At 73.6% G+C, this 24,211-nt stretch carries 23 protein-coding genes; 13 read left to right on the forward strand and 10 right to left on the reverse strand.

The genetic code is table 11. The features are described 5' to 3' along the window. The first annotated feature begins 125 nt into the window (after nt 1-125). From F9C41_RS32085 to F9C41_RS32100, 4 genes are read left to right on the forward strand one after another with little or no spacing between them, the layout of a single operon-like run. Entirely contained in the window at nt 126-1,643 is a 1,518-nt protein-coding gene (locus F9C41_RS32085; RefSeq protein WP_155390551.1) for a sugar ABC transporter ATP-binding protein, read from the forward strand. Next, nucleotides 1,636-2,604, forward strand: coding sequence for an ABC transporter permease (locus F9C41_RS32090; RefSeq protein WP_155390552.1), 969 nt, complete (start codon nt 1,636-1,638; stop codon nt 2,602-2,604). Before F9C41_RS32085 ends, F9C41_RS32090 begins: the two co-directional genes overlap by 8 nt. Continuing rightward, on the forward strand, nt 2,601-3,611 hold the full coding sequence (locus tag F9C41_RS32095; RefSeq protein ID WP_155390553.1) for an ABC transporter permease: 1,011 nt from the start codon (nt 2,601-2,603) through the stop codon (nt 3,609-3,611). Before F9C41_RS32090 ends, F9C41_RS32095 begins: the two co-directional genes overlap by 4 nt. Before the next feature lie 53 nt (nt 3,612-3,664). After that, nucleotides 3,665-4,684, forward strand: coding sequence for a LacI family DNA-binding transcriptional regulator (locus F9C41_RS32100; RefSeq protein WP_155390554.1), 1,020 nt, complete (start codon nt 3,665-3,667; stop codon nt 4,682-4,684). 38 nt (nt 4,685-4,722) lie between these two features. Here F9C41_RS32100 and F9C41_RS32105 read toward each other — a convergent pair whose 3' ends face one another. The 3 genes from F9C41_RS32105 to F9C41_RS32115 all read right to left on the reverse strand — a co-directional run bounded on the left by F9C41_RS32105 (nt 4,723) and on the right by F9C41_RS32115 (nt 10,041). After that, nucleotides 4,723-6,762: a hypothetical protein gene (locus F9C41_RS32105; RefSeq protein WP_155390555.1), complete on the reverse strand. Its 2,040-nt coding sequence runs from the start codon at nt 6,760-6,762 to the stop codon at nt 4,723-4,725. After that, the gene (locus F9C41_RS32110; RefSeq protein ID WP_155390556.1) at nt 6,759-8,549 is read right to left on the reverse strand and encodes an HSP90 family protein; all 1,791 of its coding nucleotides are present in this window, start codon (nt 8,547-8,549) and stop codon (nt 6,759-6,761) included. The genes F9C41_RS32105 and F9C41_RS32110 overlap by 4 nt, the downstream gene beginning before the upstream one ends. A gap of 100 nt (nt 8,550-8,649) precedes the next feature. Next, nucleotides 8,650-10,041 (reverse strand): aminotransferase-like domain-containing protein, encoded by a 1,392-nt coding sequence (locus F9C41_RS32115; protein ID WP_155390557.1) that lies wholly within the window; start codon nt 10,039-10,041, stop codon nt 8,650-8,652. Here F9C41_RS32115 and F9C41_RS32120 point away from each other — a divergent pair. After that, entirely contained in the window at nt 10,040-11,269 is a 1,230-nt protein-coding gene (locus F9C41_RS32120; protein WP_155390558.1) for an aminotransferase class V-fold PLP-dependent enzyme, read from the forward strand. The two genes, F9C41_RS32115 and F9C41_RS32120, sit on opposite strands and share 2 nt — an antisense overlap. Before the next feature lie 112 nt (nt 11,270-11,381). Here F9C41_RS32120 and F9C41_RS32125 read toward each other — a convergent pair whose 3' ends face one another. Beyond that, complete coding sequence (locus F9C41_RS32125; RefSeq protein ID WP_155390559.1) at nt 11,382-11,834, reverse strand: hypothetical protein; 453 nt, start codon at nt 11,832-11,834, stop codon at nt 11,382-11,384. A 203-nt stretch (nt 11,835-12,037) separates the two neighbouring features. Further along, complete coding sequence (locus F9C41_RS32130; protein WP_155390560.1) at nt 12,038-13,279, reverse strand: protein kinase family protein; 1,242 nt, start codon at nt 13,277-13,279, stop codon at nt 12,038-12,040. Between the two features lie 186 nt (nt 13,280-13,465). Between F9C41_RS32130 and F9C41_RS32135 the strand changes: the two genes are divergently transcribed. Next, nucleotides 13,466-14,485: a HEAT repeat domain-containing protein gene (locus F9C41_RS32135; protein ID WP_155390561.1), complete on the forward strand. Its 1,020-nt coding sequence runs from the start codon at nt 13,466-13,468 to the stop codon at nt 14,483-14,485. Nucleotides 14,486-14,489: 4 nt separating this feature from the next. Here the strand turns inward: F9C41_RS32135 and F9C41_RS32140 are convergent, their stop codons facing one another. The 3 genes from F9C41_RS32140 to F9C41_RS32150 form a co-directional block, all read right to left on the reverse strand. Beyond that, nucleotides 14,490-15,404, reverse strand: coding sequence for a serine hydrolase (locus F9C41_RS32140; RefSeq protein WP_155390562.1), 915 nt, complete (start codon nt 15,402-15,404; stop codon nt 14,490-14,492). Between the two features lie 129 nt (nt 15,405-15,533). Further along, a complete protein-coding gene (locus F9C41_RS32145) occupies nt 15,534-16,193 on the reverse strand; it encodes a flavodoxin domain-containing protein (RefSeq protein ID WP_203736334.1) in 660 nt (219 codons plus the stop codon). Next, nucleotides 16,190-16,441: a dsRBD fold-containing protein gene (locus tag F9C41_RS32150; RefSeq protein ID WP_120315710.1), complete on the reverse strand. Its 252-nt coding sequence runs from the start codon at nt 16,439-16,441 to the stop codon at nt 16,190-16,192. The genes F9C41_RS32145 and F9C41_RS32150 overlap by 4 nt, the downstream gene beginning before the upstream one ends. Nucleotides 16,442-16,820: 379 nt before the next feature. On the opposite strand from F9C41_RS32150, the gene F9C41_RS32155 reads away from it, so the two are divergent. From F9C41_RS32155 to lexA, 5 genes are read left to right on the forward strand one after another with little or no spacing between them, the layout of a single operon-like run. Next, complete coding sequence (locus tag F9C41_RS32155) at nt 16,821-17,294, forward strand: hypothetical protein (protein ID WP_155390563.1); 474 nt, start codon at nt 16,821-16,823, stop codon at nt 17,292-17,294. Beyond that, complete coding sequence (locus F9C41_RS32160; RefSeq protein ID WP_155390564.1) at nt 17,287-17,511, forward strand: helix-turn-helix transcriptional regulator; 225 nt, start codon at nt 17,287-17,289, stop codon at nt 17,509-17,511. The genes F9C41_RS32155 and F9C41_RS32160 overlap by 8 nt, the downstream gene beginning before the upstream one ends. Before the next feature lie 59 nt (nt 17,512-17,570). Further along, the gene (locus tag F9C41_RS32165) at nt 17,571-18,683 is read left to right on the forward strand and encodes a threonine aldolase family protein (RefSeq protein ID WP_155390565.1); all 1,113 of its coding nucleotides are present in this window, start codon (nt 17,571-17,573) and stop codon (nt 18,681-18,683) included. Between the two features lie 13 nt (nt 18,684-18,696). Then, nucleotides 18,697-19,308, forward strand: coding sequence for a nucleoside/nucleotide kinase family protein (locus tag F9C41_RS32170; protein WP_155390566.1), 612 nt, complete (start codon nt 18,697-18,699; stop codon nt 19,306-19,308). 53 nt (nt 19,309-19,361) lie between these two features. Further along, the gene (gene lexA, locus F9C41_RS32175) at nt 19,362-19,991 is read left to right on the forward strand and encodes a transcriptional repressor LexA (RefSeq protein WP_155390567.1); all 630 of its coding nucleotides are present in this window, start codon (nt 19,362-19,364) and stop codon (nt 19,989-19,991) included. Here the strand turns inward: lexA and F9C41_RS32180 are convergent, their stop codons facing one another. Then, entirely contained in the window at nt 19,992-20,801 is an 810-nt protein-coding gene (locus F9C41_RS32180; RefSeq protein ID WP_155390568.1) for an SHOCT domain-containing protein, read from the reverse strand. Between the two features lie 92 nt (nt 20,802-20,893). Between F9C41_RS32180 and F9C41_RS32185 the strand changes: the two genes are divergently transcribed. Further along, a complete protein-coding gene (locus F9C41_RS32185; RefSeq protein ID WP_155390569.1) occupies nt 20,894-22,012 on the forward strand; it encodes a sigma factor in 1,119 nt (372 codons plus the stop codon). 61 nt (nt 22,013-22,073) lie between these two features. Here the strand turns inward: F9C41_RS32185 and F9C41_RS32190 are convergent, their stop codons facing one another. After that, nucleotides 22,074-23,042 carry an ROK family protein gene (locus tag F9C41_RS32190; RefSeq protein WP_155390570.1) on the reverse strand — a complete coding sequence of 323 codons (969 nt, stop codon included), beginning with the start codon at nt 23,040-23,042 and terminating at the stop codon, nt 22,074-22,076. A gap of 93 nt (nt 23,043-23,135) precedes the next feature. On the opposite strand from F9C41_RS32190, the gene F9C41_RS32195 reads away from it, so the two are divergent. Continuing rightward, on the forward strand, nt 23,136-24,176 hold the full coding sequence (locus F9C41_RS32195; RefSeq protein WP_407924756.1) for a LacI family DNA-binding transcriptional regulator: 1,041 nt from the start codon (nt 23,136-23,138) through the stop codon (nt 24,174-24,176). Nucleotides 24,177-24,211: the final 35 nt, after the last annotated feature.

The following is a 24,211-nucleotide window of genomic DNA, read 5'->3' on the forward strand; positions in this document are numbered from 1 at the left end:
GGGGGGGGGCCGCCCTGCCCCGCCCCCCGGCCGGGCGGCGCGGCGCCTGCCGCCCCCCCCCCCCCCCCGGCGGCGCCCCCACTTCCTCACCCGGAGACACGACGGCGAGGAGGACGAAACCCCAGATGAACCAACCCGTGCTGGACGTACGCGGGGTCAGCAGGCGATTCCCCGGCGTGCTGGCCCTCGACGACGTGTCGCTGACCGTCGCCCCCGGCGAGGTGCACGCCCTGGTCGGCGAGAACGGCGCCGGCAAGTCCACCCTGATCAAGATCCTGACCGGGGTGTACCGGCCCGACGCCGGTGAGGTGCACTACCGCGGCGAGCCCGTGGCCTTCGGCCGTCCGCTGGACGCGCAGGCCGCCGGGATCTCCACCATCTACCAGGAGGTCAACCTCGTCCCGCTGATGAGCGTGGCGCGCAACCTGTTCCTGGGCCGCGAGCCGCGCACCCGCCTCGGGCTGATCGACGTGGCCCGGATGAACCGCGAGGCCGCCGAGCAGCTGGCCCGCTACGGCATCGAGGTCGATGTGCGGCTGCCGCTGCGCTCGCTCGGGCTCGGCGCGCAGCAGATGGTCGCACTGGCCCGCGCCGTCGCGGTCGACGCCCGCGTCGTCATCATGGACGAGCCGACCTCCTCGCTCGAACCGCGCGAGGTCGACACCCTGTTCCGGGTGGTCCGTGAGCTGAGCGGGCGCGGCATCGCCATCGTCTACGTCAGCCACCGCCTCGACGAGCTCTACCAGCTCTGCGACCGGGTCACCGTGCTGCGCGACGGCCGCCGGGTGCACACCGGCGAGCTGGCCCAGCTCGACCGGCTGAGCCTGATCTCACTCATGCTCGGCCGCGACGCCGCCGAGGTGCGCCGCGACGGACTGACCGGCTTCTCCGCCCACGACGCGGGCGACGTCGAGCCGATCCTGCGGGTCCGCGACCTGAGCCGGGCGCACCAGCTGCACGGCATCTCCTTCGACGTGCGCCCCGGCGAGGTGACCGGGCTCGGCGGCCTGCTCGGCTCCGGGCGCTCCGAGACCGCCAAGGCCGTGGTCGGCGCGCTCGGCGCGGACGGCGAGGTCACCATGGCCGGGCGGCGGCTGACCCGCCGCTCGCCCGCCGCGGCGATCCGGGCGGGCATGGCGATGCTGCCCGAGGACCGCAAGGCCGAGGGCATCGTTCCCGGGCTGAGCGTGCGGGAGAACATCGTGCTCGCCGCGATGCCGACGCTGTCCCGGTTCGGCGTGGTCTCGCGGGCCAGGCAGGACCGCATCGTCGACACGTTCATGAAGCGGCTGCGCATCAAGGCGGCCAGCCCGGAGCAGAAGGTGTCCGAGCTGTCCGGCGGCAACCAACAGAAGGTGCTGCTCGCCCGCTGGCTTTGCCTGCACCCGCGACTGCTGCTGCTCGACGAGCCCACCCGCGGCATCGACGTCGGCGCGAAGGCCGAGGTGCAGGCGCTCATCGACGAGCTGGCCGCCGACGGCCTGGCCGTCGTGCTCATCTCCTCCGACCTGGAGGAGCTGGTCGAGGGCGCGGACCGCATCGTCGTGCTGCGCGCCGGAGCCGTCGTCGGCGAGCTGGCCGGCGACGACGTCACCGAGGACAACATCATGACCGCCCTGGCCCAGGAGCCCGCCCATGACTGAGGCGACCGTCAAGACGTACGCGCCGCCGGACCGCGTCCGGCTCGCGTGCCTGCTGCAGGACTACGGGGTGTACGCCGCCGTGGCCCTGCTGGTGCTGTTCAACGTCGCCTTCACCGACAACTTCCTGCAGGCCGCGACGCTGCGCACGCAGCTGGTGCAGGTCGCGCCGGTGGTGATCGCGGCGCTGGGTATGGCCATGGTCATCGGCAGCGAGGGCGTCGACCTGTCCGTCGGCTCGGTGATGGCCCTGTCCGCGGCGGTGCTGCCGCTGTACATCGGCTACGGCTTCTGGCCCGCGGCGGTGCTCGCCCTGGTGGTCGGCGGGCTGGTCGGCGTCGTCAACGGCACCCTGGTCTCCGTGGTCGGGTTGCAGCCGATCGTGGCCACCCTGGCGCTGCTGGTCGGCGGCCGGGGACTGGCCCTGGTGTTCGCCGACGGGCAGCTCAAAGGCATCAAGGACACCACGCTGCTGGAGTTGGGCACGGGCGAGCTGCTCGGGGTGCCGTACACGGTGCTGATCGCCGGGTGCCTGGCCGTCGTGATCGGATTCGTGGTCCAGCGGACCACGTACGGCCGGCAGCTGGTGGCCGTGGGCGGCAACCGGGCCGCGAGTCACCTCGCCGGGCTACCCGTCAAGCGGGTGCTGATCGGCACCTACGTGCTGTGCGGGGTGCTCGCCGCGCTGGCCGGGGTGCTGGCCACGGCCCGGCTCGGGGCCAGCGACCCGTCCGCGATCGGCAACCTGATGGAGCTGTCCGCGATCACCGCGGTCGTGGTCGGCGGCACGCCGCTGACCGGCGGCAGCATCCGGGTGCTCGGCACCGTGGCGGGCGCGCTGCTGATGCAGCTGGTCCGGGCCACGCTCATCAACCACGACCTGCCCGACTCGGCGGCGCAGATGATCCAGGCCGCGATCATCCTGGTAGCCGTCTACATCGCCCGGGAACGGCGGACCCGATGACCCAGACCATCGTCCACAAGACGCCGCAGCCGGTGCCCGTCGAGCGTGAGCAGCGTCGCGAACGGCTGGCGGCGCTGGCCCAGCGACACGGCGCCCTCGCCGTCCTCGCGCTGGTCGTGATCATCTCGTCGGCGGTGTTCCCGTCGTTCCCGACGGCGGAGAACGCCAACGGGGTCGCGATCCAGTCGTCGTTCCTGGCCGTCGTGGCCCTCGGCATGACCTTCGTGATCATCACGGGCGGCATCGACCTGTCGGTCGGGTCGGTGTTCGCGCTCGGGGGCGTGCTGGCCGCGTACGCCTCGCAGTGGGGCGCACTGCCCGCGCTGCTGGTGCCGCTGGCCGTGTGCGGTGCGATCGGGCTGCTGCAAGGGGTGCTGATCGCGTACACCGGGATGGCGCCGTTCATCGTGACGCTGGCCGGGCTGCTCGGCGCGCGCGGGCTGCTGCTGGCCATCACCGAGGAGGGCGCGAACACCTACCTGGTGCCCAAGGACTCGGCGTTCCTGGAACTCGGCCAGGGCACCCTGTTCGGCGTCGGCTATCCGGTCTACCTCGCCGTGCTGCTGTTCGGGCTCGGTGGGGTGCTGCTGCAGCGCACCCGCTACGGGCAGGCCGTGTTCGCGGTCGGGGGCAGCTCTGACGCGGCCGCGCTGATGGGACTGCCGGTGGCCCGGATCAGGGTGCTGACGTACCTGCTCAGTGGACTGCTGGCCGGGTTCGCGGGGGTGCTCAACGCGTCGCGGCTGTCCTCGGGTGTCACCATTCTCGGCGTCGGCCTGGAACTCGACGCCATCGCCGCCGTCGTCATCGGCGGCACCCTGCTCATCGGCGGCGCGGGCACGGTCAGCGGCACCCTGTGCGGGGTGCTGCTGCTCGGGGTCATCCAGAACGTGATCAACCAGATAGGGTCGCTGAACTCGTCGTACCAGTCGGTGGTCAGCGGCGGCTTCCTGATCGTCGTGGTGGTGGTGCAGACCTGTCTGAGCAGGCGACGGCACCTGCGTTGACGTGACGGCCCCGGCAGTGATGACAATGAGCAGTGAGTGGAGGAAACCCGCCGATGGCGGTCAGTCTCAAGGACATCGCCAGGCGGGCCGGCGTGTCGCAGGCGACGGTGTCCAACGTCGTCAACGGCTACCGGCCCGTCGGCGAGGCCACCCGCGCGCGGGTGCAGCAGGCGATCGACGAGCTGGGCTACACGCCCAACCTAAGCGCCCGGCACCTGCGGCGGGGCCGCACCGGCATCATCGCGCTGGCCATCCCCGAGCTGAACAACCCCTACTTCGCGGAGCTGGCCGACGCGGCGATCCGGGCGGCGACCAAGCGCGGGTACACCCTGCTGCTCGACTACACCGACGGTGACCGGGACAAGGAACTGCTGGTCGCCGACGGGTTCCGGGCCCAGATCATCGACGGGCTGATTCTGTCGGCGGTGCACCTCAACCGCGACGACATCGCCAGCCGCACCAGCGAGACCCCGATGGTGCTGGTCGGCGAGGCGATCTACCACGCCCCGTACGACCATGTCGTCATCGACAACCTCGCCGCCAGCCGCGAGGCGATGCGGCACCTCATCGCGCTGGGGCGGCGGCGGATCGCGTTCATCGGCGCGCACATCGAGGCCAACCGGGCCCCGTCGCTGCTGCGCCTGCGCGGCTACACCGAGGCGCTGGAGGCGGCCGGGCTGCCGTTCGACCCGGACCTGACCGTCACCACCAGCGGCTTCGGCCGCGGCGACGGCGCCGCGGGCATGCGGGCGCTGCTGGCACTGGCGCAGCCGCCGGACGCGGTGTTCGCGTTCAACGACCTGATCGCGCTCGGCGCGATCCGGGCACTGCACGACCACGGGCTGCGGGTGCCCGACGACGTCTCCGTGATCGGCATCGACGACGTGGAGGAGGGCCGGTTCAGCATCCCGACCCTCACCACGATCTCGCCGGACAAGGAGATGATCGGCCGACTCGCGGTGGAGAAGCTCCTCGACCGCATCGAGGGCCGCCCGGCCGGTCCGCCCGTCGAGTTCCAGCCCCCGTTCCGGCTGGTCGTCCGCGAGTCCGCGCCCGCCGCCGCGCAAGCCTGAACGGCGGCGTCGGCGGCCGGGCACGGTCGGTGCGCCGTTCAGTCCTCGTCGTCTTCCTCGTCATGGTCGTCGTCGTACTCCAGCTGCCACTGCTGCAGGTCGTGTTCGGCGATCACCGCATCGGCCTCGGCGTCACGGCCCTGCGCCCGGAGCGCGCGGGCGATGGCGACGTGCAGCCAGAGCGTGTCCTGCTCGTCCGCGCCGTCGAGCGCGCGGCGGGCATGCTGCTCGGCCTCGGCGGGCCGGTCCCGGCGCAGCAGTCGCCAGGCCACGAACACCGCCGCCTCGCCCCGTACGACACCGTCCTGGCAATGTTCTGCCAGCTCGGCTCGCGCGAGCGCCGCGTCGTCGCGGTCCTCGGCGTCGTGCAGCCACGCCGCGGCCAGGTGCAGCCGATGGTGCTCGACATGCCAGACCGCAGGGTCGGCTTCTGCGGGCGGTGCCGCGGCGACCGCATCGGCCCGTGCCAGCACCTGCTCCGCGGACGCCCACCGGGCGCCGCGGGCGCCGACGATGGCCTGGCGCAGGGAACGCAGCTCGGCCAGCGGGTCGCCGGCCGTGCGGTGTTCGTCGGCGGCGCGCAGCCGGCGTGCGGCACGCTCCTCGCCCCAGCACAACTGCGCCGACGAGTCCAGCAGCGCCGCGCGGCGGGCGGCGCCCAGCGACGGCTCGGCGAGCAGCAGCTCCAGCACCGCCTCCGACGAGTCACGCTGCCCGCCGTCGAGGTAGAGCTGCCAGAGCAGCTCCCGGGCCCGTAGCAAGGGCTCGGCCAGGCCGGCCCGGTCCAGCGCCAGCGCCGCCTCCTCCGCGGCGGCATACCGGGTCTCGGGGTCGCTGTGGTCGCGCAACAGTAGTGCCGCGTCGAGCCGAGCCAGGGCCGCGGCCGCGGCGTCGCCCGCCAGCGTGTGCGCCGCGATCTGCTCGTTCACCCCGGCGATCCGCTTGCGGGTACGTTTGCCCGCGCTCTCCAGCACGCTCAGTGGCAAGCTGTCCGCCAGCGGCGGCGCGGTCATCCGCTGCCGCGCCAGCTCGCTCTGGTAGGTGGTGCCGTTGCGGGCGTCGAAGCGCGCCGCCAGCTGCTCCACCAGCGGCAGCAGCTCCGCGCGCAGCGCGGCCACGGTGGTCGGCGGGCGGCGGCCGTCCGGACCCGGGCGGCCCTGCACGGTCACGTCCCCGTGGCCGCCCTCGGCCAGCCGGTTCAGCACCAGCACCGCGCAGGACACGAAGACCAGCACGTCGTACGGGTTGGCCGTGCCGTCCAGCCAGGGCAGGTGCCGCTCCAGCAGGTCCAGGCCGCGCAGCTCGTTGCCGCTGCGGCCCAGGAAGGTCAGGTGGGTGCCCAGCGCGCTCAGGTGCAGCCGGTCGGTGCGCATCACCCGGTAGGCCGCCCGGTGCAGCTCGGCCGCCTTGCGCAGGTCGCCGGTGTGCAGGTGGGCGAGCATCAGGTTGGTGCGGATGCGCTCGGGCTGGGTCCGGCACCAGCTGTCGGCGAACGGCGACGCGATCGCGATGGCCTCCTTGGGCCGGCCCAGCGTCAGCCAGTACCAGGCCTGCGCCGACGGCACGCACACCGAGCAGTTGGCCAGGCCGTCCCGCTCGGCGGTGATCATGTCGTGGTAGGACGCCGCCGCCGTGTCCAGGTCGCCCACGTGCAGGGCGATCTGCCAGCGGGCCTGGTGCACGGCGTGCAGGCTGTGCCCGCCGCGCAGGTACCGGGCCCGCATGTCGTCCAGCACCGCGTACGTCCGGTCCAGCGGCACGTCGGGGAACTCCGGCAGCGCGTTGACGATCCACTTGAACCGCCAGAGGATCGAGTGCTCCGCGCCCGGACCGCCGATCTCCGGATCCCGGTCGAAGGCGGCCAGCGCCAGCGAGAACGCCAGGAACGCGCGCCGGTCGTCGCCGCCGAACCGGAAGTTCTGGATGGCCTGGATGCGGAACTCGAACGCGATCTTCGCCTCCCCGGCCGCGTCGGCGTGCCGGATCGCGCCGTCGAGCGCGGCGTGCTGGGCCGGGCCGTCGGGCATCGCCATCGCGGCCCCGAACGCCTCGCGCAACTGCTGTTCGCTCATCGTCATGCCACGCCGCCGTGCATGGCGTGGCCCAGCAGGCCGAGGAACGACTGGTTGAGCGCGGCGGTGTCGACCGGGCGCAGCGGCTGGCGGCCCAGCAGCAGCGCCTGCACGTAGAGGCCCTCCATGACCAGCACCGTCAGGTCCGGGTCGGTGACCGTGCAGGCCTGGCGGATCAGCGGGTTGCGGTGGTTGAGCACCAGCTGCGGCCGGTCGGTGCGCCCGGCGGTGAACGAGCCCAGGATCGAGGCCCACACGTCGTCGACGTCCTCCTGGCCGCGCTGCATGTCCAGGTGCAGCGCGGTGTCGCCGTCGAGCAGGTACAGCGCGGGCAGGCCGGCCGGGTCGAAGGCGCGGATCAGCACCTCCACGCCGAACCGGTCCAGTGCCCGCTGCGCGCCGACCACGAACGAGCGCAGCCGCAGCTCCTCGTCCGGGGCCAGCTCCTCCAACCGGGTCGACAGGTCGCTGGCCGACAGCGCCTCCGTGGTGACCTTGTCGTCGAGCGAGGGCAGGCGCGACAACAGCTCGGCGTCGTACACGTAGCCCGCGTTGACGACGGCCAGGCCCTGCGCCGAGGCGACCGCGGCGATCTGCCGGAACTCGTCCAGCGACGGCACGAAACGCACCACGCCGTACGTGTCGCGGAACTGGGCCAGCGTCATCGGGCCGACCGTGGTCTCGAAGGGCCACCACTGCTCGACCAGGCGCAGCATGTCGTCGTCGTGCACCGCGAGGGCCTTCACCCCGAGGTGGTGGATGCGCAGGAAGTGCTGCAGCTTCGCCTCGTCGATCGTGCCGAGCCGGGTCATCCAGCCGCGCAGCTGGTCGCCCAGCGACTCGCGCACCTCGGCCAGCAGCGCGTCGTCGTACAGCGCCTCGCGGCTGGCGGTCGGGCGCAGCTCGGTGGTGTCGATGACGCAGCGCACGAAGAACGCCCACTCCGGCAGCAGACCCTCCACGCCCTCGCTGAGCAGCATCTGCTTGAGGTAGACCCGGTGCGCGACCCGGGCGGCCGGGTTCGACGGCATCGGCAGCACGAACGCCACCCCGCGCAGTCCCGCCTCGGCCACGGTCAGGTCGATCACGTCGAACGGGGTGAACCCGAAGTTGTCCTCGGCGTACGACAGCAGCCGGGCCCGCCGTGCCACCCGCGCTTCGCCCTCGTCGATCTCCCACGGGGCGAGCCCGGTGGTGACCGGCTCTCCGTCCACGCGCACCGCGATCGGCAGCATCGAGCCGTACAGCCCGGCCAGCTCGCGTACGGTCTGCGGCAGCAGCCACTCCTGCGCGCCGTGGCGCGGCTGCAGCGTCACCACGGTGCCCGGCTCGGCCAGCGCGTCCGCGCCGTCGAGCACCCGCACCTGGTAGCTGCCGTCGGATGAGCCCAGCCATTCGACCGTGGGCTGGTCGCCGCACCGGGTGCGGACCTGGATCGTGTCGGCGACCAGGAAGCACGACAGCAGGCCGATGCCGAACTGGCCCAGGAACTCGTGCCGGGCGAAGCCCAGATCGTCGCGTTTGGAGCTGCGGCCGATCGTGGCCAGCAGCTCGTGCACCTGCGGCTCGGTCAGCCCGATGCCGTTGTCGGTGATGGTCAGCGGCTGCCCCGGCTCCCGCGGCGTGCTGATCTCGATCGAGCCGGCGTGCTCGGGCCGGGTCACCCGCACCGCGGTGATCGCGTCGACGGCGTTCTGCATCAGCTCCCGTACGTAGACCCGCGGGCTGGCGTAGAGGTGGTGGCTCAGCAGGTCGACGATGCCGCGCAGGTCGACGTGGAAGGTGTACGACACGTGGTCCTCCGTGGTGGGGTGTGCGGTCGCCGACCCTACCGTCCGTGACCGACGTTCGCGGAACGGTTTTCGCCCCCGGAGCACCTCGCCGGGCGGGTCCTCAGGCACCGGCCTGCGCCAGCAGGCGTGCCCCGGTGACCAGCTCGGCGGTGTCGGCGGCCGCGGCGAAGGACAGCCGAACGAACGCGCCCGGCGGCTCGGCGGCGAAGAACTTGCGGCCGGGGTTGACGGCGACACCGAGCTCCCGCGCGGCCAGCGCGAGCCGCTGCTCGCTGCTCCCGGGCGGGAGCGCGGCCCACAGGTGCAGCCCGCCCTCCGGGAGCGTCACGGTCCATTCCGGGCACTCGCGGCCGAGGGCGTCGGCCAGCACCCGGCAGCGGTCCCGCAGCGCGGCGGCGAGGGCGCGCAGGTGGCGCTCCCAGGCCGGAGAGGTGAGCAGTTCGACCGCGGCCTCCTGCAGGGGCCGGGCGATGAACGCGTCGTCGACCAGGCGTACCGCGCGGATGCGGGCCATCACCGGGCCGCGCGCGACGATCGCCCCGATCCGCAGGCTGGGCGCGGCGGGTTTGGTCAACGAGGTCACCTGCACCACGGTGCCGTCGCGGTCGTCGGCGGCCAGCGGCGCAGGCACGGTACGGCCGTGCGTGAGGAACCGGCTGAAGTCGTCCTCGATCACGAACGCCCCGGCGGCGCGGGCGATGTCGACGATCTCGCGGCGGCGCTGCGGTGGCAGCACCGCACCGGTCGGGTTGTGGAAGTTCGGCTGGCAGTAGAGCACCCGCGCGCCGGTCATCGCGAACGCTTCGGACAGTAGGCCGGGCCGCAGCCCGTCGCCGTCCACGGGCACGGGGACGGGCCGCAGTCCGGCCGCGCGGGCCGCGGCGACGACACCGGGATAGGTCGGCGACTCGACCAGGATGGGGCTGCCGGGTGCGGCGACCGCCCGCAGCGCCATCGACAGCGCGCTCTGCCCACCCGCGGTGACCAGGACGTCGTCCGCGGTGACGGTGCCGCCCGCGCTGGTCGCGAACAGGCTGCGCAGCGTGGCGAGCCCGGCGGCCGGGGCGCGGTCCCACGCGCCGGGGCGGCGGCCGGCCCGGCCGAGCGCCGCGCTCAGCGCCGCGGTCGGCCGCAGCGAGTCGTGCGGGTAACCGCCGTCGAAGCGGATCGTGCCCTCGGTCGGCGGGCCGAGGTCGTCGATGACGGATCGGGTGTCCACGGTCCGGTCGGTGAGCGCGACCGTCTGCCAGCCGGTGTCGGCGCGAGCGGCGGGCTGCCGTGGCCGGGGCGCGACGTAGGTGCCACTGCCGGGCCGGGTCACCACGACGCCCTCGGCGGCGAGAAGCGCTATCGCGCGGGTGACGGTCGCCGGGCTGATCCGGTGCTGTTCCACGAGATCCCGGCTGCTCGGCAACCGTTCGCCGGGGGCCATGGTGGACAGCAGCGCGCGCAGTGTCGCGATCAGACCGTCGTAAGTGCTACTCTCCGACATGAATCAGCATGATAGCGCTACTGCGCCGACCCGGGAACCGCTACCGCTCGACGTCGCCGCGCTGCGAGCCGACACCCCCGGCTGCGAGCACGTGGTCCACCTCAACAACGCCGGTTGCGGGCTGACGCCCCGGTCCGTGCTGTCCACCGTCGTGGAGCACCTGGAGCTGGAGGGGCGGATCGGCGGCTACGAGGCCGCGGCGGCCCGTGCCGACGCGGTCGCCGACTTCTACACGCAGACCGCGGCGCTGATCAACGCCAGGCCGGGCGAGATCGCGTTCGCGGGCAGCGCGACCCACGCGTACTCCACCGCGCTGTCGGCGATCCCGTTCCAGGCCGGCGACGTCATCCTCACCACCCGCGACGACTTCGTGTCCAACCAGCTCGCGTTCCTGTCGCTGGGCAAGCGGTTCGGGGTGCGCCTGGTGCACGCGCCGGACCTGCCCGGCGGGGGAGTCGACGTGGCGGCGATGGCCGCGCTGATGCGCGCGCACCGCCCGCGCCTGGTCGCGGTCACCCACATCCCGACCAACTCCGGCCTGGTGCAGCCCGTCGCCGAGGTCGGCCGGCACTGTCGCGAGCTGGACCTGCTGTATCTCGTCGACGCCTGCCAGTCGGTGGGCCAGCTGCCCGTCGACGTCGCCGAGATCGGCTGTGACCTGCTCACCGCAACCTGCCGCAAGTTCCTGCGCGGGCCGCGTGGCTCCGGTTTCCTCTACGTCGCCGACCGGGTGCTGCGCGCCGGATACGAGCCGCTGTTCATCGACATGCGCGGTGCGCGCTGGACCGGCCCGGACAGCTACCGCCCGGTCGACACCGCGGCCCGGTTCGAGGACTGGGAGTTCCCCTACGCCACCGTGCTGGGCTGCGCCGAAGCCGCTCGCTACGCGCTGGCGGTGGGTGTCGACGAGGTCGCCTCGCGCACCCCGGCCCTGGCCGCCCGCCTGCGGGAGAAGCTCCAGGACCAGCCCGGCGTACGCGTGCTCGACCGCGGCCCGCAGCTCGGCGCGCTGGTCACGTTCGCCGTGCAGGGGTGGCAGCCGCAGGAGTTCAAGGCCGCCCTCGACGCCCGCCGGATCAACTCGGCGCTCAGCTTCCGCGAGTTCGCGCAGCTCGACTTCGGGGACAAGGGCGTCGACTGGTGCCTGCGGCTGTCCCCGCACTACTACAACACCGAGGACGAGGTGGACCTCGCCGCCGCCGCGGTCGCCGAGATCCTGGCCGGATGAACCGGGTCGGCCGCCCTCCCCGGCACACCGTCCACACCAGACCGCATGGACCTGGAAGAGTTGTGGTCGTCGGAGCGACCACAACTCTTCCAGAATGTGGCGGCGAGGAGGGCTACGAGAGGGTGGTGGCTGCCGCCCAGTCGGCGATCGGCGGCTGCTCCCGGTCGGCGTAGCAGGCGGTGACTCGGCAACCGAGTGTGGTGTGCAGGCCGGGGTGGTAGCGGGCGATGATCTCCTGGCGCGCGGCCAGTCCTTCGGCCGGGCGGTCGGCGGCGAAGAGCTGGCGCTGCAGGGCGTGCAGCGCCCAGATCAGCAGGTCGGTGGCGTGATGGTCGTGGACGGGATCGATCTGTCGAGCATTCGCGACCGCCTCCTCGGCCAGCCGGAGTGCGGCCGCCGGTGAGTCCGTGACGCGCTCCAGGCGCAGCAGCGCGCCTACCAGCCGGCTGCGGTGGCCGGGAGTGCGGGCCGCCAGCGTGCGGCAGGCCCATACCTCGGTCACCAGGTCCGGTCCGGCGGACGAGAGGAGAACGTTCCGCGCGATGAGCTCAAGCTCGATCAACATGCCTCCGTGGCTCTGTGGACAGAACGCGACCCCCACCGCGGGGCGGCGGGCGTCGCGTGTCCGATCCCGAGGGGCGCCACCTCGAGAACGGGCACGAGCGGGAAGCTTAGGCAGCTCAGTCCGGGGGTCGCGACGGTCGAACGGCCGAGTGAAGATCGCGCGGAACCGCCTTATGCTGATGGCGGCACAACCTCCGGTGCGGATCAGACCGGGGGCCGCCGGGTGACGGTGGAGGACTTCTTCAGCTGGAAGTCGTCGCAGGCCGAGTCGGCGACCTCGCCGCGGATGCTCTGCCCGGCCCGGGGCGAGAACGAGGCTTCCAGCCCGACCATGACGTAGTCGCCCGGCCGCTTCACCCAGTGGCCCGGCCGCAGCGTGAAGCCGCTCGCCGTGTAGGTCCCCTCCAGCACGAACGATCCGCGCGGCACGTCCGGGTTGCTGCTCACCGGATAGAACTCGAACAGGGCCTCCACCTCGTGGTCGTCGACCACGAAGACGGTGAGCTTGACCCCGGTCAGGCCCTGCCGGCAGCGGTAGGTGCCCTCCCAGGTCCCGGACAGGAAGGCCCGCGCCGCCGTGAGGTCGTCCGAGGCGGCGGACGGGCTGGGGGAGGCCGCGGCCGAGGCGTATGCCGATCGCGAGGGCGCGACCACGAGGTCCCCGTCGGACGGTTCGTCGATCTGCTGGATCAGAAACCACGCGCCGCCGGCGAGCAGGGCGATGGCGACCAGGGCCGCCACCCCGGCGAGCACCCAGGTGAGCGACTGCGACGACGAGCCGGCGGCGGCCTTCGCCGGGGGCGGCGACCACGGCGGCAGGGGCTCGCCCGGCGGCGGATACGGGCCGGGGGCCAGCGGCAGCCCGCCGGTCATCGCGAGGGTGGGCGGGGCGAGGTCGTTGAGCAGCGCCTCGAGCCATGTCGCGAGGCTGTTCGGCCGGTCCGCGGGCGGGGCGACCAGCGCATTGAGGATCCGGTGCTGGAACGCGGGGAAGGCGGCGCACAGCGGGTGGGTGCGCAGCTGCTCGGCGAGCTGCTGGAGATCGGGACCCTGGTGGGCGAGGCGGACCGGGGGTGGCCCGCCCAGCGCGGCATGCGCGACGGCGGCGGCGAAGGCGAAGCGGTCCGCGGCGGGGCTGGTCACCGCGCCGGGCAGGAACAGCTCCGGAGCGGCGTACGGGGTGCTGCGGGCGGCTACCAGGGAGCCGTCGACGGTCCACAGCTGGCCCAGGTCGGCGGGGCTGGACGAGCCGTCGGGGCGCACCACGACCGTGGCCGGTTTGACGTCCCCGTGGGCCACCGGCACGCCGGTGCGGCGGCCGGAGTGCATCTCGTCCAGGATCACGGCGGTGCCGGCGAGCACCCGCAGCCGGTGCGACAGCCCTTCGTACGGGTTGAGCGCCAGCCAGTCGAGATAGGACTGATCGCCGAACCGGTTGTCGTACACGGCATCCCCCTGTCGCGGCGCGAGCCCGTCGACAATATAGACGGCCGTGTCACCGCGAGCGCGCCGCCCGCGCCCCGGGGGCGGGCGGCGCACTCGGGCCTCAGGCGGAGGCCTCCGATGCCCGCTGCGGTCGGGTGCCGCGAAACAGGTCTGCCGTGGCCTGGGACGCGGTGACAGTATGTCCCGGTGAACTCCCGAGAGCAGATGTTCGACCAGGCCGTGTCTGCCTGGCAGGCGGAGCCCCGCGACGGCGAGGCCGTCGACGCGCTGCTCGAGACGATCGTCAGGCCGGATCCGGCGGTGGCAGTGGACCAGGCGCGGGCGCACCTTGCCGCGGCGGACGATGCCGTGCGCGGCGTCGCCTGGCAGTTGCTCGGGATCGCGGCGCAGCTGGGCGACGAGCACGTCCATCATGACGTCGCCGGTCTGGCGATCGCGGCGTACGCCGGGGAGGAGTGTGCCGACGTGCTGGAGGGCATCGCCTGGGCGCTCGGCGGCGCGGGGGAGGCCCGTGGGGTGCCCGCGCTGATCGCGCTGTCCGGGTGCGCCGACGCCTCACTCAGGATCAAGGTGGCCGCAGCGCTGCCGTCGGCGATGAGCGACCCGCCCGAGGAGGCCGGGGTCGCCGCGCTGATCCGGCTCACCACCGATCCCGACCAGGAGGTCCGGAACTGGGCGACATTCGCGCTCGGCAGGCAGACCGCCGCCGACTCCGCCGCCGTGCGCGCCGCGCTGTGGGCGCGGATCGACGACCCGTACGGCGAGGCGCGCGACGAGGCCGTGGTGGGGCTCGCGTACCGCGGCGAGCGCGCAGTGCTGCCCGTCCTGGCGGGGCTGCTGGCCCGGCCGATCGCGGGCGACGTGCTGTTCGAGGCGGCGGCGCTGCTCGGCGACCCGTCCCTGCTCGCCGTGCTGCGCGAGTTCGACGTCACCGACGACCAGGTGCGCGCGGCCGTCGCAGCCTGTGACCCGCAGGAGCGGGCCCGGCGGGATCGGCTCGACGCCGAACTGCGCGAGGCCGTCGCCGTCCGCCTGTCGGCGGCGGAGGTGGCGCTGCGACCCATGTGGGGGAGCACGGAGCGGGAGCTGCGCGTGACGGTCGGCGGCCACGAGTCGTGGTACGACGCCGACAGCCTGCTGCGGCGGGCCTCTGGCGACCCGCAGCACGCGGCGCGACTCGTGCGCGCGGACCTCGGCTCGGCCTGACCGGTCAGATCAGGCTGGACGCGGCGCGCACCTGGGTCGTGACCGACTTGGCGATGTTCACCCCGTGCGACATCCCCAGACTGATGGGGTATCGGGTCAGCACGGCCATGGTCCAGTCGTCGCCGAGCGCCAAGCAGTTGACGTTCCATACGCCCAGGTCGCCGCGCTGCACCCACCCGTTCTTGATGGCGATGGCAGGCTGTTCCGCGGCGGGGAAGACGCGGCGGATGCCGAAGTTGCCGTCGCCGCGCACCGCGCGCATCTCGTCGACGAGGTAGCCGGTCCACTTCGGGCCGGCCGCGGTGCCCGTGCCGATGGCGTGGGCGATGCGGCAGGTGTCGCGGGCGGACAGCAGGGTCTTGCTCCAGTCCGGGCCGGCCTGGGAGTCGGTCAGCTTGCAGACGGAGATCAGGCGGGTGATCGTGTTGCGCCCGCCGAGCTCGTTCCAGAGCGCCGAGGCCACCGCGTTGTCGCTGTCGCGGATCATCTTGCGGACGTCGGCCAGCTGCGCCGAGCTCGGGGTCCGGCCGACCTCGGTGGCGCGGCGCAGGTAGTCGGCGGCCAGCCAAGCCTTGATCATCGAGGCGGTCATGTTCGTCTCGTGCATGTTCTTCGAGCCGACGATCTCGCCCGTGGTGCGGTCCAGCAGCGCCCAGTTGTACCAGCCGCTGGTGGTCACCTTGACCAGGTCGCCCGCGTTGGCCGCGGTCAGCGCGCCGGCACGCTCCACCCCCGGCGGGCCGGGCTGGGCGGGCACGGTGCCCGGCGCGGTGTCGCCCGGCGCGGGCGGGTCGTGCCAGACCGGCGCCGCGCCGGGGTCCGCGCCGCCGCGGCCGGCCAGCCAGAGGCCGCCGGTGGCCAGCGCGGTCACGCCCACGCCGCCGGCCAGCAGGGCACGTCGACGGGTGTGCTCGGTCATGACGGGGTCTCCGGGGGGTGCGGAGTGGTGGCCGGCGGCGGGGGTGCGCGTCCGGCGGTTCAGCGCGTGGGTGTGCTTATGCCGTCGATGATGCCCGACGCGGAGCCTTCGTGTGATCCTCGGTCCGGGTCAGTCCAGGCTGATCGTTCCGGTGATGGTGGTCGGGCCGGGCGCGGCGAGCGCGTCGGCGATGCCGCCGGCCCAGCCGCGGATCGCGTCCCAGTCCCGGAAGTCGCCCTCGGGCGCGCGCAGCGCCACGACAAGGGCCTGCTCGGCGATGCTCAGCCGGCTGTGCTCCAGCCGCCCGGCGAACACCCGGTGCTCGCGGGCTCCGGTGGCCTCGGCGATGGCGGTGACGTCGACCGGGTCCTCGTCGGGCATCGGCGGGTCGCCGACCGGGCCGCTGGAGAACAGCCACACCGGATGCGAGGACAGCACCGCGGCGTGGCTCTGCACGAACCAGCGGGCCGGTTGCAGCCAGTGCCCGGAGTACACGGCGCTGCCGATGACGAACGCGTCGAAGCCGTCGGCCTGCACGGACGGGTCGATCTCGTGGGCTTCGGCGTCGAAGCCGCGTTCGGTGAGGACCTTCGCGATGGCGTTGGCGATCTCCGCGGTCGCCTCGTACTTCGACGCCGCCGCCACCAGCACGCGGCGCGGCGGTCCGGTCTGGCCGGTGAGCGCTTCGGGTAGCTCCTCCAGCTGCGCCATGACCAGGCGCTGCAGCGGCGGTTCCAGCAGCGGGGGCGCGGTGGTCGGGGCGGCGGCGGGAGCGGGAGCCGTGGTCATGCGGGGGTCCGCTCGAGGTCGGCGTCGGCCTGCGCGAGCAGCCGCTGTCCGAGCTCGACCAGCGCACGGCCGGCGGCCAGCTCGTCGCCGATCGCCGGCACGTCCTCGTCGAACCGGCTGCGCGCCGCGCGGCCGTCGCCGCGCATCGCGGGCGTGGTGGCGCCGGTGTCGAGGCGGGCGTGCGCCTGCGTACGGCCGGAGCCGTCGTCGTCGATGGTGATGTCGACGGTCCAGTGCTTCGTGCTCATCGGCCCGGCCTCCCGGCAGTCACGCGCCGACACGCCGTCAGGTCGCGTGCCGCCCCTGCCATTGTCGCGCCCGCGGCGCTCGGGTTGGGCCGGTTGGCCTGCACAAAGGCGTTTTGTCCCAACGAGCGCCCGCCGCGCCCGGCACCGTGATGGCGGCGGAACGGGCCCGTGCTCACTATGGTGTGCGTGTGTCCAGCGAACAGGTGTACGCGGGTGTCTTCGGCACCATCCTCGGAATCGCGCTGCTCGTGGCCGCCATCCGCTGGATGTTCGGCAAGCGGTGAAGCGGGATGTAAAGAATAGCTGACATCGTGTACGCTCGGTCGTACCGGCGATGTCAAGGATTCTTTACATCGTCGGCCGACCGAGAGGATCTGCCATGACCTCGTGCAAGCCCGCGCCCGCCGCCGACACCGACCGCGTCCCGACCACCTTCGAGGAACGCAACACCTGGTGGGTGGCCATCCTGGTGCCCGCAACGACGCTGGTGTACTTCGCCGTGGTGCTCCCGCGGCTGTTGAGCCGGCCCGCCGCCGAGGTCGCCTGGGTGACGCCGATGCTGTGGGCGATCGGCGTCACGTTCGTCGGCACGATCCTCGGCTCGATCGTGTCGGCGATGGTCGCCCGGGACGGCCACACCGAATCCGACGTGCGGGACAAGCAGATCGTGCGGCACGGCGACCGGATCGCCCAGGGCGTCATGGCCTTCGGCGCCGCCGCGGTGCTGGTGCTGGCGATGGTGCGGGCCGACCAGTTCTGGATCGGCAACGTCCTGTTCCTGATCGGCGCCGTCGGCACCACCTGGGGCGCGATCGCCAAGATCCGGGCGTACCGCGGCGCGTTCCATGGTTAAGCCCACCCGCGTCACCAATCGCATCCGGCTGCTGCGCGCCGAGCACGGCGAGATGACGCAGGCCGAGCTGGCGGAGCGGGTGGGCGTCACCCGCCAGACCGTCATCGCCATCGAGCAGGGCCGCTACTCGCCGTCGCTGGAGATGGCGTTCCAGCTCGCCCACGTCTTCAAGGTGCCCCTCGACGACGTGTTCCAGTACCCCGGCGACGCCGCGTAGCTGCTCCTGGGCCGACGGCCCCCGCCCCGGCCCGGGCCGGGTGATGGCATCATGGCCCGATGGCTGCTGAGGATCCGGCGGAGCGCCGCTGGCGGACGATGCGCGGCTGCGACCGGATCCTGTCCGGGCACCGCACGCCGTCCCTGCGCGAACGGCTCGAGGACCTCGCCGCCGTCGACTACGACGGTCTCGACGACCGGCCCGACTTCTACGGCGGCGGACCGGTCGCGGCGCTGGAGCGGCGCGTCGCCGGGCTGCTCGGCAAACCGGACGCGGTGTTCTTCCCGACCGGCACCATGGCCCAGCAGGTGGCGCTGCGCTGCTGGGCCGAGCGCACCGGGAACCGCGCCGTGGCCCTGCACCCGCTCGGGCACCTGGAGGTGCACGAGCGCAAGGCCTATCAGACGCTGACCGGGTTGCGCGGGGTGTGGCCGACGACGGACCCGCGCCAGCCGACCGCGCAGGAGGTACGCGACCTCGACGAGCCGTTCGGCACGCTGCTGGTCGAGCTGCCGCTGCGCGACGCGGGCTTCCTGCTGCCCACCTGGGACGAGCTGAACGCCCTGGTGGCGGCGGCCCGGTCGCGCGGCGCGAAGGTGCACTTCGACGGGGCCCGGCTGTGGGAGTCGGTGTTCCACCTGGGCCGGGACCTGCCGACGGTGGCCGGGCTGGCCGACAGCGTCTACGTCTCGCTGTACAAGACCCTCGGCGGGCTGTCCGGTGCGCTGCTGGCCGGGGCCGAGGACTTCACCGCGCAGGCGCGCGCCTGGCGGCACCGCTACGGCGGGCAGCTGTTCCAGCAGTGGCCGGCAGTGCTGGCCGCGCTGGGCGGCCTCGACCGCGAGCTGCCCCGCCTGCCCGAATACGTCGCCCACGCGAAGACCGTGGCCGCGGCGCTGGGCGCACTGCCCGGCGCGCGGGTGTTCCCGCACGAGCCGCACACCCACCAGTTCCAGCTGTGGCTGCCCGGCCCGGCGACGGCGCTCAACCAGGCGGTGCTGGCCCTGGCCGAGCAGCAGAAGACGTGGTTCGCCAACTCGTTCACCGACCGGTCCCCGGGGATGGCGATGACCGAGATCACGGTGGCCGCCCCGGCGCTGGAGTGGACCGCCGCCGACGTCACCGCGGCCGGTCTAGGCCTGCTGGAACTGGTCGCCGCGGTAGCGGGCTGAGAGACTGGCCGTGATGCTGACGACGCTGCTCGACGAGGTGGACCGGCTGCGCGCGGCCCGGCCGGGCCGGCTGCTGATCGGCATCGCCGGCGCACCCGGCGCGGGCAAGTCGACGCTGGCCCTGGCCTTGGCCGCGAAGCTCGGCCACGCCGTGATGGTGCCGATGGACGGGTTCCACCTGGCCAACGCGGAGCTGCGGCGGCTGGGCCGGGCCGACCGCAAGGGCGCCCCCGACACCTTCGACGCCGCCGGCTACGCCGCACTGCTGCGCCGGCTGCGCGAGGCGACCGGCGAGACGGTGTACGCCCCGACGTTCGACCACGTCCTCAACGAGCCCGTCGCCGGGTCGATCCCCGTCCCGCCGGACACCGAGGTGATCGTCACCGAGGGCAACTACCTGCTGCTGGACACCCCGCCGTGGGACCGCGTCCGGCAGCTGCTCGACCTCGCGGTCTACCTGTCGGCCGACGACGGCCCCCGGGTCGACGGGCTGCTCGCCCGCCAGCACGCCAAGGGCCTGGACCCCGACGCCGCCCGCGACTGGGTGCACCGCAGCGACGAGGCCAACGCCCGCGTCGTCGAAGCCACCGCCACCCGCGCGGATCTGCGCCTGCACCGCGCCTGACCACCCCGGCACGATTTGCGGCTTATGTGGAGATGTTCCGCTAGCCTGCCAGGGTGCATTCGAAGCTCAGCGAGCGGCAGCGGCGCATCCTCGAAGTGATCCAGGACGGCGTGACCAGCCGCGGTTACCCGCCCACGCTGCGGGAGATCGGCCGGGCGGTCGGCCTGGCCGCGTCCTCATCGGTCGCGTACCACCTGCGCGAGCTGGAGGAGAAGGGCCTGCTGCAGCGCGACCGGGGCCGGCCGCGGGCGCTGAGCGTGCGGCTGCCGCTGGACGACGACGGCATCCCGCAGCAGCGCACCGCGGCGACGGTGCAGGTGCCGCTGCTCGGCACGATCGCCGCGGGCGGGCCGGTCCTGGCCGAGGAGTCCCTGGAGGAGACGCTGACGCTGTCGCGGGACCTGGTCGGCCACGGCACGCTGTTCTCCCTGCGGGTGCGCGGTGACTCGATGGTCGACGCGGCGATCTGCGACGGCGACGTGGTGGTGATCCGCCAGCAGCCGACCGCGTGCAGCGGGGAGATCGTCGCGGCGATGATCGACGGCGAGGCGACGGTGAAGGTGTACCGGGTCAGCCGCGGGCATGTGGAGCTGGTGCCGTGCAACCCGGCGTACGACCCCATCCCCGGCGACGACGCCGTCGTGCTGGGCAAGGTGGTGGCGGTCGTACGCCGGGTGCGCTAGCTATCCGCCCAGGCGGGCGCGCTCGGCGGCGTACTGCTCGTCGGTCAGCTCGCCCCGCTCGCGGCGGCGCTCCAGGGTGGCCAGTGCCTCCGCGAGCTGCTCGGGGGTGAGCGGCGCGGCAGCCGGCGACGGTGCGACCGGGTACTGCGCGGCCGGGTACGGGCCGGGTGCGGGGTAGCCGGGCGGCGTGCCGTACGGGCCGGTCACGAAGCGGGGCGTGCGGCGGAAGTAGGCGTTCGCGGCGGGCATGGCCAGCAGCACGGCGGCGGCGATCAGGGCCAGCGCGCCGAGGGCGAACAGCGCCAGGCTGCCGTACCGGTACCAGTCCGGGTATCCGTCGGGCAGGCGCTGGGCGAACATGTGCACGCCGGACCGGTCGCGGCTGGACGCGTTGACGTACGCGATGCTGCTGAACGCGGGCGTGCCCGCCGAGCCGAGCCCGCACACGTTGCACAGCAGCGCGAAGCCGACGGCGATCCAGGTCAGGATTCGGCCGACGGCACTGCCGCGGCGGACGAGCGCCGCCATGATCAGCACCACGACGGCCGAGACGACACCGAACCCGGCGACGACGACCGGCAGTGCGCCGGTGAACCCGCCGATGATCTGCCAGGCCCGGGCGTCGACGTCGGAGGCTTCCAGCGCCTCGCGCACGCGGTCCGGGTAACCCCCGGCCCCCGCGATGAGCATGATCGCGTCGATCAGGTAGGCGGCGGCCACGGAGACCAGCAGCCAGGTCGCCGCGGTCACCACCGTCGGGCGCAGCTTGGGTGTGGGCGGCGCAGGGTGGGGCGCGGCGATGTCGGTCATGGATCCTCCCGTGGACAGGGCTGCGAGGGTAACAGCCACCCACCAGCCGGGATGACCTGCGGTCGGACGCATCCATTGTGTTAACTGTCGGGATGCGGGCCTGGGAGGACGAGTACGCCGAGTTCGCCACCGCGCTGGCCCCGGCGCTGCGGCGGCAGGCACGGGAGCGGTGCGGCGACTGGGCGGTGGCCGAGGACCTCGTCCGGCGCACCCTGCTGCGGCTGTACCGGCGCTGGCCGGCGCTGGGCTTCGAGCCGCCCGAGGCGTACGCCCAGCGGTTCCTGCTGCGGGCGCTGCGCCGCCACCGTCCCGGCGAGCCGCCCGAGGGGCCCGAGCCGCCGCTGGGCCTGGCCACGGCGGAGCTGGTCACCGCCGGACGGCGGCTGCGCCGCCGCGACCTCGCGGTGAGCACCCTGCTCACGGTCGCGCTCGCGGCCGGCGTCGGATTCGCGGTGATCATGCTGCGGCCCGATCCCGGCGGCACGCCGCCGCCCGAGGAGGTCGACTGCATGGCCGGGGTCCCCGGGCCGACCCCGCTGCCGTCGCTGACCCGCTCGCCGGTCCCGCCCGCGCCCCCGCAGGCCGGGGGCCGGACCGGCGTCGACCGGTTCGCGGTGCTGTCCGGCGCCCTGCCGCTGCCCCAGGCCGGGCCGGTCACCGCGGACAAGGCGCTGACCGAGCGCTACACCTGCCTGATGGCCGAACTGGTCCTCACCCGGGTCAACCCTCTCGGCCTGCGCCGCAACGACCTGGGGCTGGCCGACGGCGGGGACACCCGCGAACTCGCCCCGCTGCCCGACCCCGCGCTGGCCCCCGGCGCGCTGACGGTGAGCCTGCAACTGGTCAACGGCAACGGCTACGGCACCCTGACCATCTCGGTCGCGCCGACGACGTACGTGCCCGACCTGAGCCACTGCGAGCGCCTGACCTGGTGCGGGTTCAGCACCGAGCTGGACAGCGGCGCGGTGCTGGAGCAGTACGGCGTGCGCGAGCAGCCCGAGGACCGCCGCGCCGGCTTCGCCCTCGGCCCCGACGCCCAACTGTGGACGGTGGCCGTCTTCACCGGGCACTCCCTGGTCATGGTCACCATCACCAACACCCCCGACCCCCTCGCCGCCCAACCCGCCAGCCAGCGCAACCCCGCCCTGGGCATGTCCGTGACCCAATTCACCGCCGACCCCCGCCTAGCCCTCTTCGACCCCCCAGCCTAGAGTTGATCATGAACTTATGGCACGGCTCGTCGGCGTGTCACTGCCACAACCTCATGATCGACTAGGTGCGGCGCGCCCAGTACGGGTCGGGGGAGTGGATGAGGGCGGCCGCGCCGATGAGGCCGGCGTCGCCGCCGAGGTGGGCGGCGCGTACGCCGATGTCGGAGAGGAAGCCGAGGCGGCCGAAGCGGGCCAGGCCCTCCTTCAGGGGTGGGAAGAGCAGGTCGGCGGCGTTGGCGACGCCGCCGCCGATCACCACCTGGTTCAGGTCGCACATCGCGGCGGCCGAGACGATGCCCGCGGCCAGGGCGTCCGCCGCGCGGCTGAACGCGCGCAGGGCCACCGGGTCGCCGACGCGCGCCGCGTCGGCCAGGTCACGGGCGGTGCCGTCGCCGGTCGGTCGCCAGCCCTCGCGCAGGGCGTACCGGACCATGCTCGGACCGCTCGCGATCGCCTCCACGCAGCCGCGCCCCCCGCACGGGCAGTCGTCGCCGTCGAGGTCGACGACCATGTGGCCGACGTGCCCGGCATTGCCGGACGCCCCGGTGAAGGGCCGCCCGCCGTGTACGAGTCCGCCGCCGACCCCGGTCGACACCACGAGCACCAGCAGGTCGTCGTGCCCCCGCCCGGCGCCGCGCCAGTGCTCGCCGATCGCCGCGCACACCCCGTCTCCGGCCAGCCGCACCGGCACGCCGGGCACCTGTGCGGCGATCCGGTCCACCAGCGGGAAGCCGCGCCAGGCGGTGATGTTGACCGGGCTGACCGTCGCGCCGGCCAGGTCGAACGGGCCGGCGGTGCTGGTGCCGACCCCGATGATCGGCCGCCCGGCGGTGCGGTCGAGCAGGCCGTCGAGCATCGCCGACAGGCCCGCCCACACCTGCTCGCCCGCGTCCGGGCCCGGCAGCGGCCGCGGCGTCGGGATGCGGTCGGCGGCCAGCACGGTTCCGTCGGCGTCGACGAGCCCGGCGGCCATCTTGGTGCCGCCGATGTCGACGGCGAGAGCGAGCGGTCCGGCAGCGCGGTGCGGCATGAGGGCTCCTGTGGAGGCGGGTGTTGGAAAGAGTATGACAACGTTGTCCGACCGCCGCCGCCCCGGCCTCGGCAACCGGGTACCGTTCGTGCCGTGACGAGCGAGCACAGCGAACCCCCGAACCGGGCCGGCCGCCGCCCCACCATGGTCGACGTCGCCCGGCTCGCCGGGGTCAGCCTGAAGACCGTGTCGCGGGTCGTCAACGGCGAGCCGCACGTGCAGCGCGCCATGGCCGACCGGGTGCTGGCCGCCGTCGCCGAACTCGGCTTCCAGCGCAACCACATGGCCAGCGCGCTGCGCGCGGGCCGGGCCAGCGCCACCATCGGCCTGATCATCGAAGAGCTGGCCAACCCGTTCTACTCCACCATCGCCCACGTCACCGCCGAGATGGCCCGCGACCGCGACACCCTGCTGCTGTCGGCCTCCTCCGAGGAGGACCCGGTCCGCGAGGAGCAGCTGTTGCGCGACCTGTGCTCCCGCCGCGTCGACGGGCTGCTGGTCGTGCCCGCCGGCTGCGACCACTCGTTCCTGAACTCGCAGGTCGAGATGGGCATCCCGGTGGTGTTCCTGGACCGTCCGGGCACCAACATCGAGGCCGACGCGGTGCTGCTCGACAACCGCGGCGGCGCGCGCAGCGGGGTGCGCAGGCTCGTCGCCGACGGCCACCGCCGCATCGGCGTGCTGCTCGACTCCGTCGACGTGCACACCATGCGCGAACGTCTCGCCGGTGCGCAGGACGCCCTCGCCGACGCCGGCATCGGCTACGACGGAGCGCTGGTGCGCGGCGGCGTACGCGACCCGGCCACCGCCGCGGCCGCCGTCGCCGACATGCTCACCCAGCCGAACCCGCCGACCGCGTTCCTCGCCCTGAACAACCGCATCACCGTCGGCGCGGTCCAGGAACTGTGGCGCAGGGGCAGCGACGCCGCCCTGGTCGGCTTCGACGACTTCGAGCTGTCGCACCTCATGCCGCGGCCGCTGACGGTGATCGGATACGACACCCGTGAACTGGCTCGCCGGGCCGCCCAGCTGCTGTTCGCCCGGATCGACGGGGACCGGTCGCGGCCGCGTACCGTCGTGCTGCCCACGGAGCTGATCGAGCGCGGCCTGACCGCGGCCGGCGCGACGGCCTGACCGATCGCGCCGGCCGCGCGCGGCGTGATGCCGGT

The organism is Catellatospora paridis, assembly GCF_009720365.1.
Taxonomy (GTDB): Bacteria; Actinomycetota; Actinomycetes; order Mycobacteriales; family Micromonosporaceae; genus Catellatospora; species Catellatospora paridis.

What these genes read in the sequence shown, in the direction of transcription:
- F9C41_RS32085 (WP_155390551.1), top strand. Translation starts at nt 126, where the DNA reads ATGAACCAACCCGTGCTGGACGTACGCGGGGTCAGCAGGCGATTCCCC.
- F9C41_RS32090 (WP_155390552.1), top strand. Translation starts at nt 1,636, where the DNA reads ATGACTGAGGCGACCGTCAAGACGTACGCGCCGCCGGACCGCGTCCGG.
- F9C41_RS32095 (WP_155390553.1), top strand. Translation starts at nt 2,601, where the DNA reads ATGACCCAGACCATCGTCCACAAGACGCCGCAGCCGGTGCCCGTCGAG.
- F9C41_RS32100 (WP_155390554.1), top strand. Translation starts at nt 3,665, where the DNA reads ATGGCGGTCAGTCTCAAGGACATCGCCAGGCGGGCCGGCGTGTCGCAG.
- F9C41_RS32105 (WP_155390555.1), bottom strand. Translation starts at nt 6,762, where the DNA reads ATGACGATGAGCGAACAGCAGTTGCGCGAGGCGTTCGGGGCCGCGATG.
- F9C41_RS32120 (WP_155390558.1), top strand. Translation starts at nt 10,040, where the DNA reads ATGAATCAGCATGATAGCGCTACTGCGCCGACCCGGGAACCGCTACCG.
- F9C41_RS32115 (WP_155390557.1), bottom strand. Translation starts at nt 10,041, where the DNA reads ATGTCGGAGAGTAGCACTTACGACGGTCTGATCGCGACACTGCGCGCG.
- F9C41_RS32125 (WP_155390559.1), bottom strand. Translation starts at nt 11,834, where the DNA reads ATGTTGATCGAGCTTGAGCTCATCGCGCGGAACGTTCTCCTCTCGTCC.
- F9C41_RS32140 (WP_155390562.1), bottom strand. Translation starts at nt 15,404, where the DNA reads ATGACCGAGCACACCCGTCGACGTGCCCTGCTGGCCGGCGGCGTGGGC.
- F9C41_RS32145 (WP_203736334.1), bottom strand. Translation starts at nt 16,193, where the DNA reads ATGACCACGGCTCCCGCTCCCGCCGCCGCCCCGACCACCGCGCCCCCG.
- F9C41_RS32150 (WP_120315710.1), bottom strand. Translation starts at nt 16,441, where the DNA reads ATGAGCACGAAGCACTGGACCGTCGACATCACCATCGACGACGACGGC.
- F9C41_RS32155 (WP_155390563.1), top strand. Translation starts at nt 16,821, where the DNA reads ATGACCTCGTGCAAGCCCGCGCCCGCCGCCGACACCGACCGCGTCCCG.
- F9C41_RS32160 (WP_155390564.1), top strand. Translation starts at nt 17,287, where the DNA reads ATGGTTAAGCCCACCCGCGTCACCAATCGCATCCGGCTGCTGCGCGCC.
- F9C41_RS32165 (WP_155390565.1), top strand. Translation starts at nt 17,571, where the DNA reads ATGGCTGCTGAGGATCCGGCGGAGCGCCGCTGGCGGACGATGCGCGGC.
- F9C41_RS32170 (WP_155390566.1), top strand. Translation starts at nt 18,697, where the DNA reads ATGCTGACGACGCTGCTCGACGAGGTGGACCGGCTGCGCGCGGCCCGG.
- F9C41_RS32180 (WP_155390568.1), bottom strand. Translation starts at nt 20,801, where the DNA reads ATGACCGACATCGCCGCGCCCCACCCTGCGCCGCCCACACCCAAGCTG.
- F9C41_RS32185 (WP_155390569.1), top strand. Translation starts at nt 20,894, where the DNA reads ATGCGGGCCTGGGAGGACGAGTACGCCGAGTTCGCCACCGCGCTGGCC.
- F9C41_RS32190 (WP_155390570.1), bottom strand. Translation starts at nt 23,042, where the DNA reads ATGCCGCACCGCGCTGCCGGACCGCTCGCTCTCGCCGTCGACATCGGC.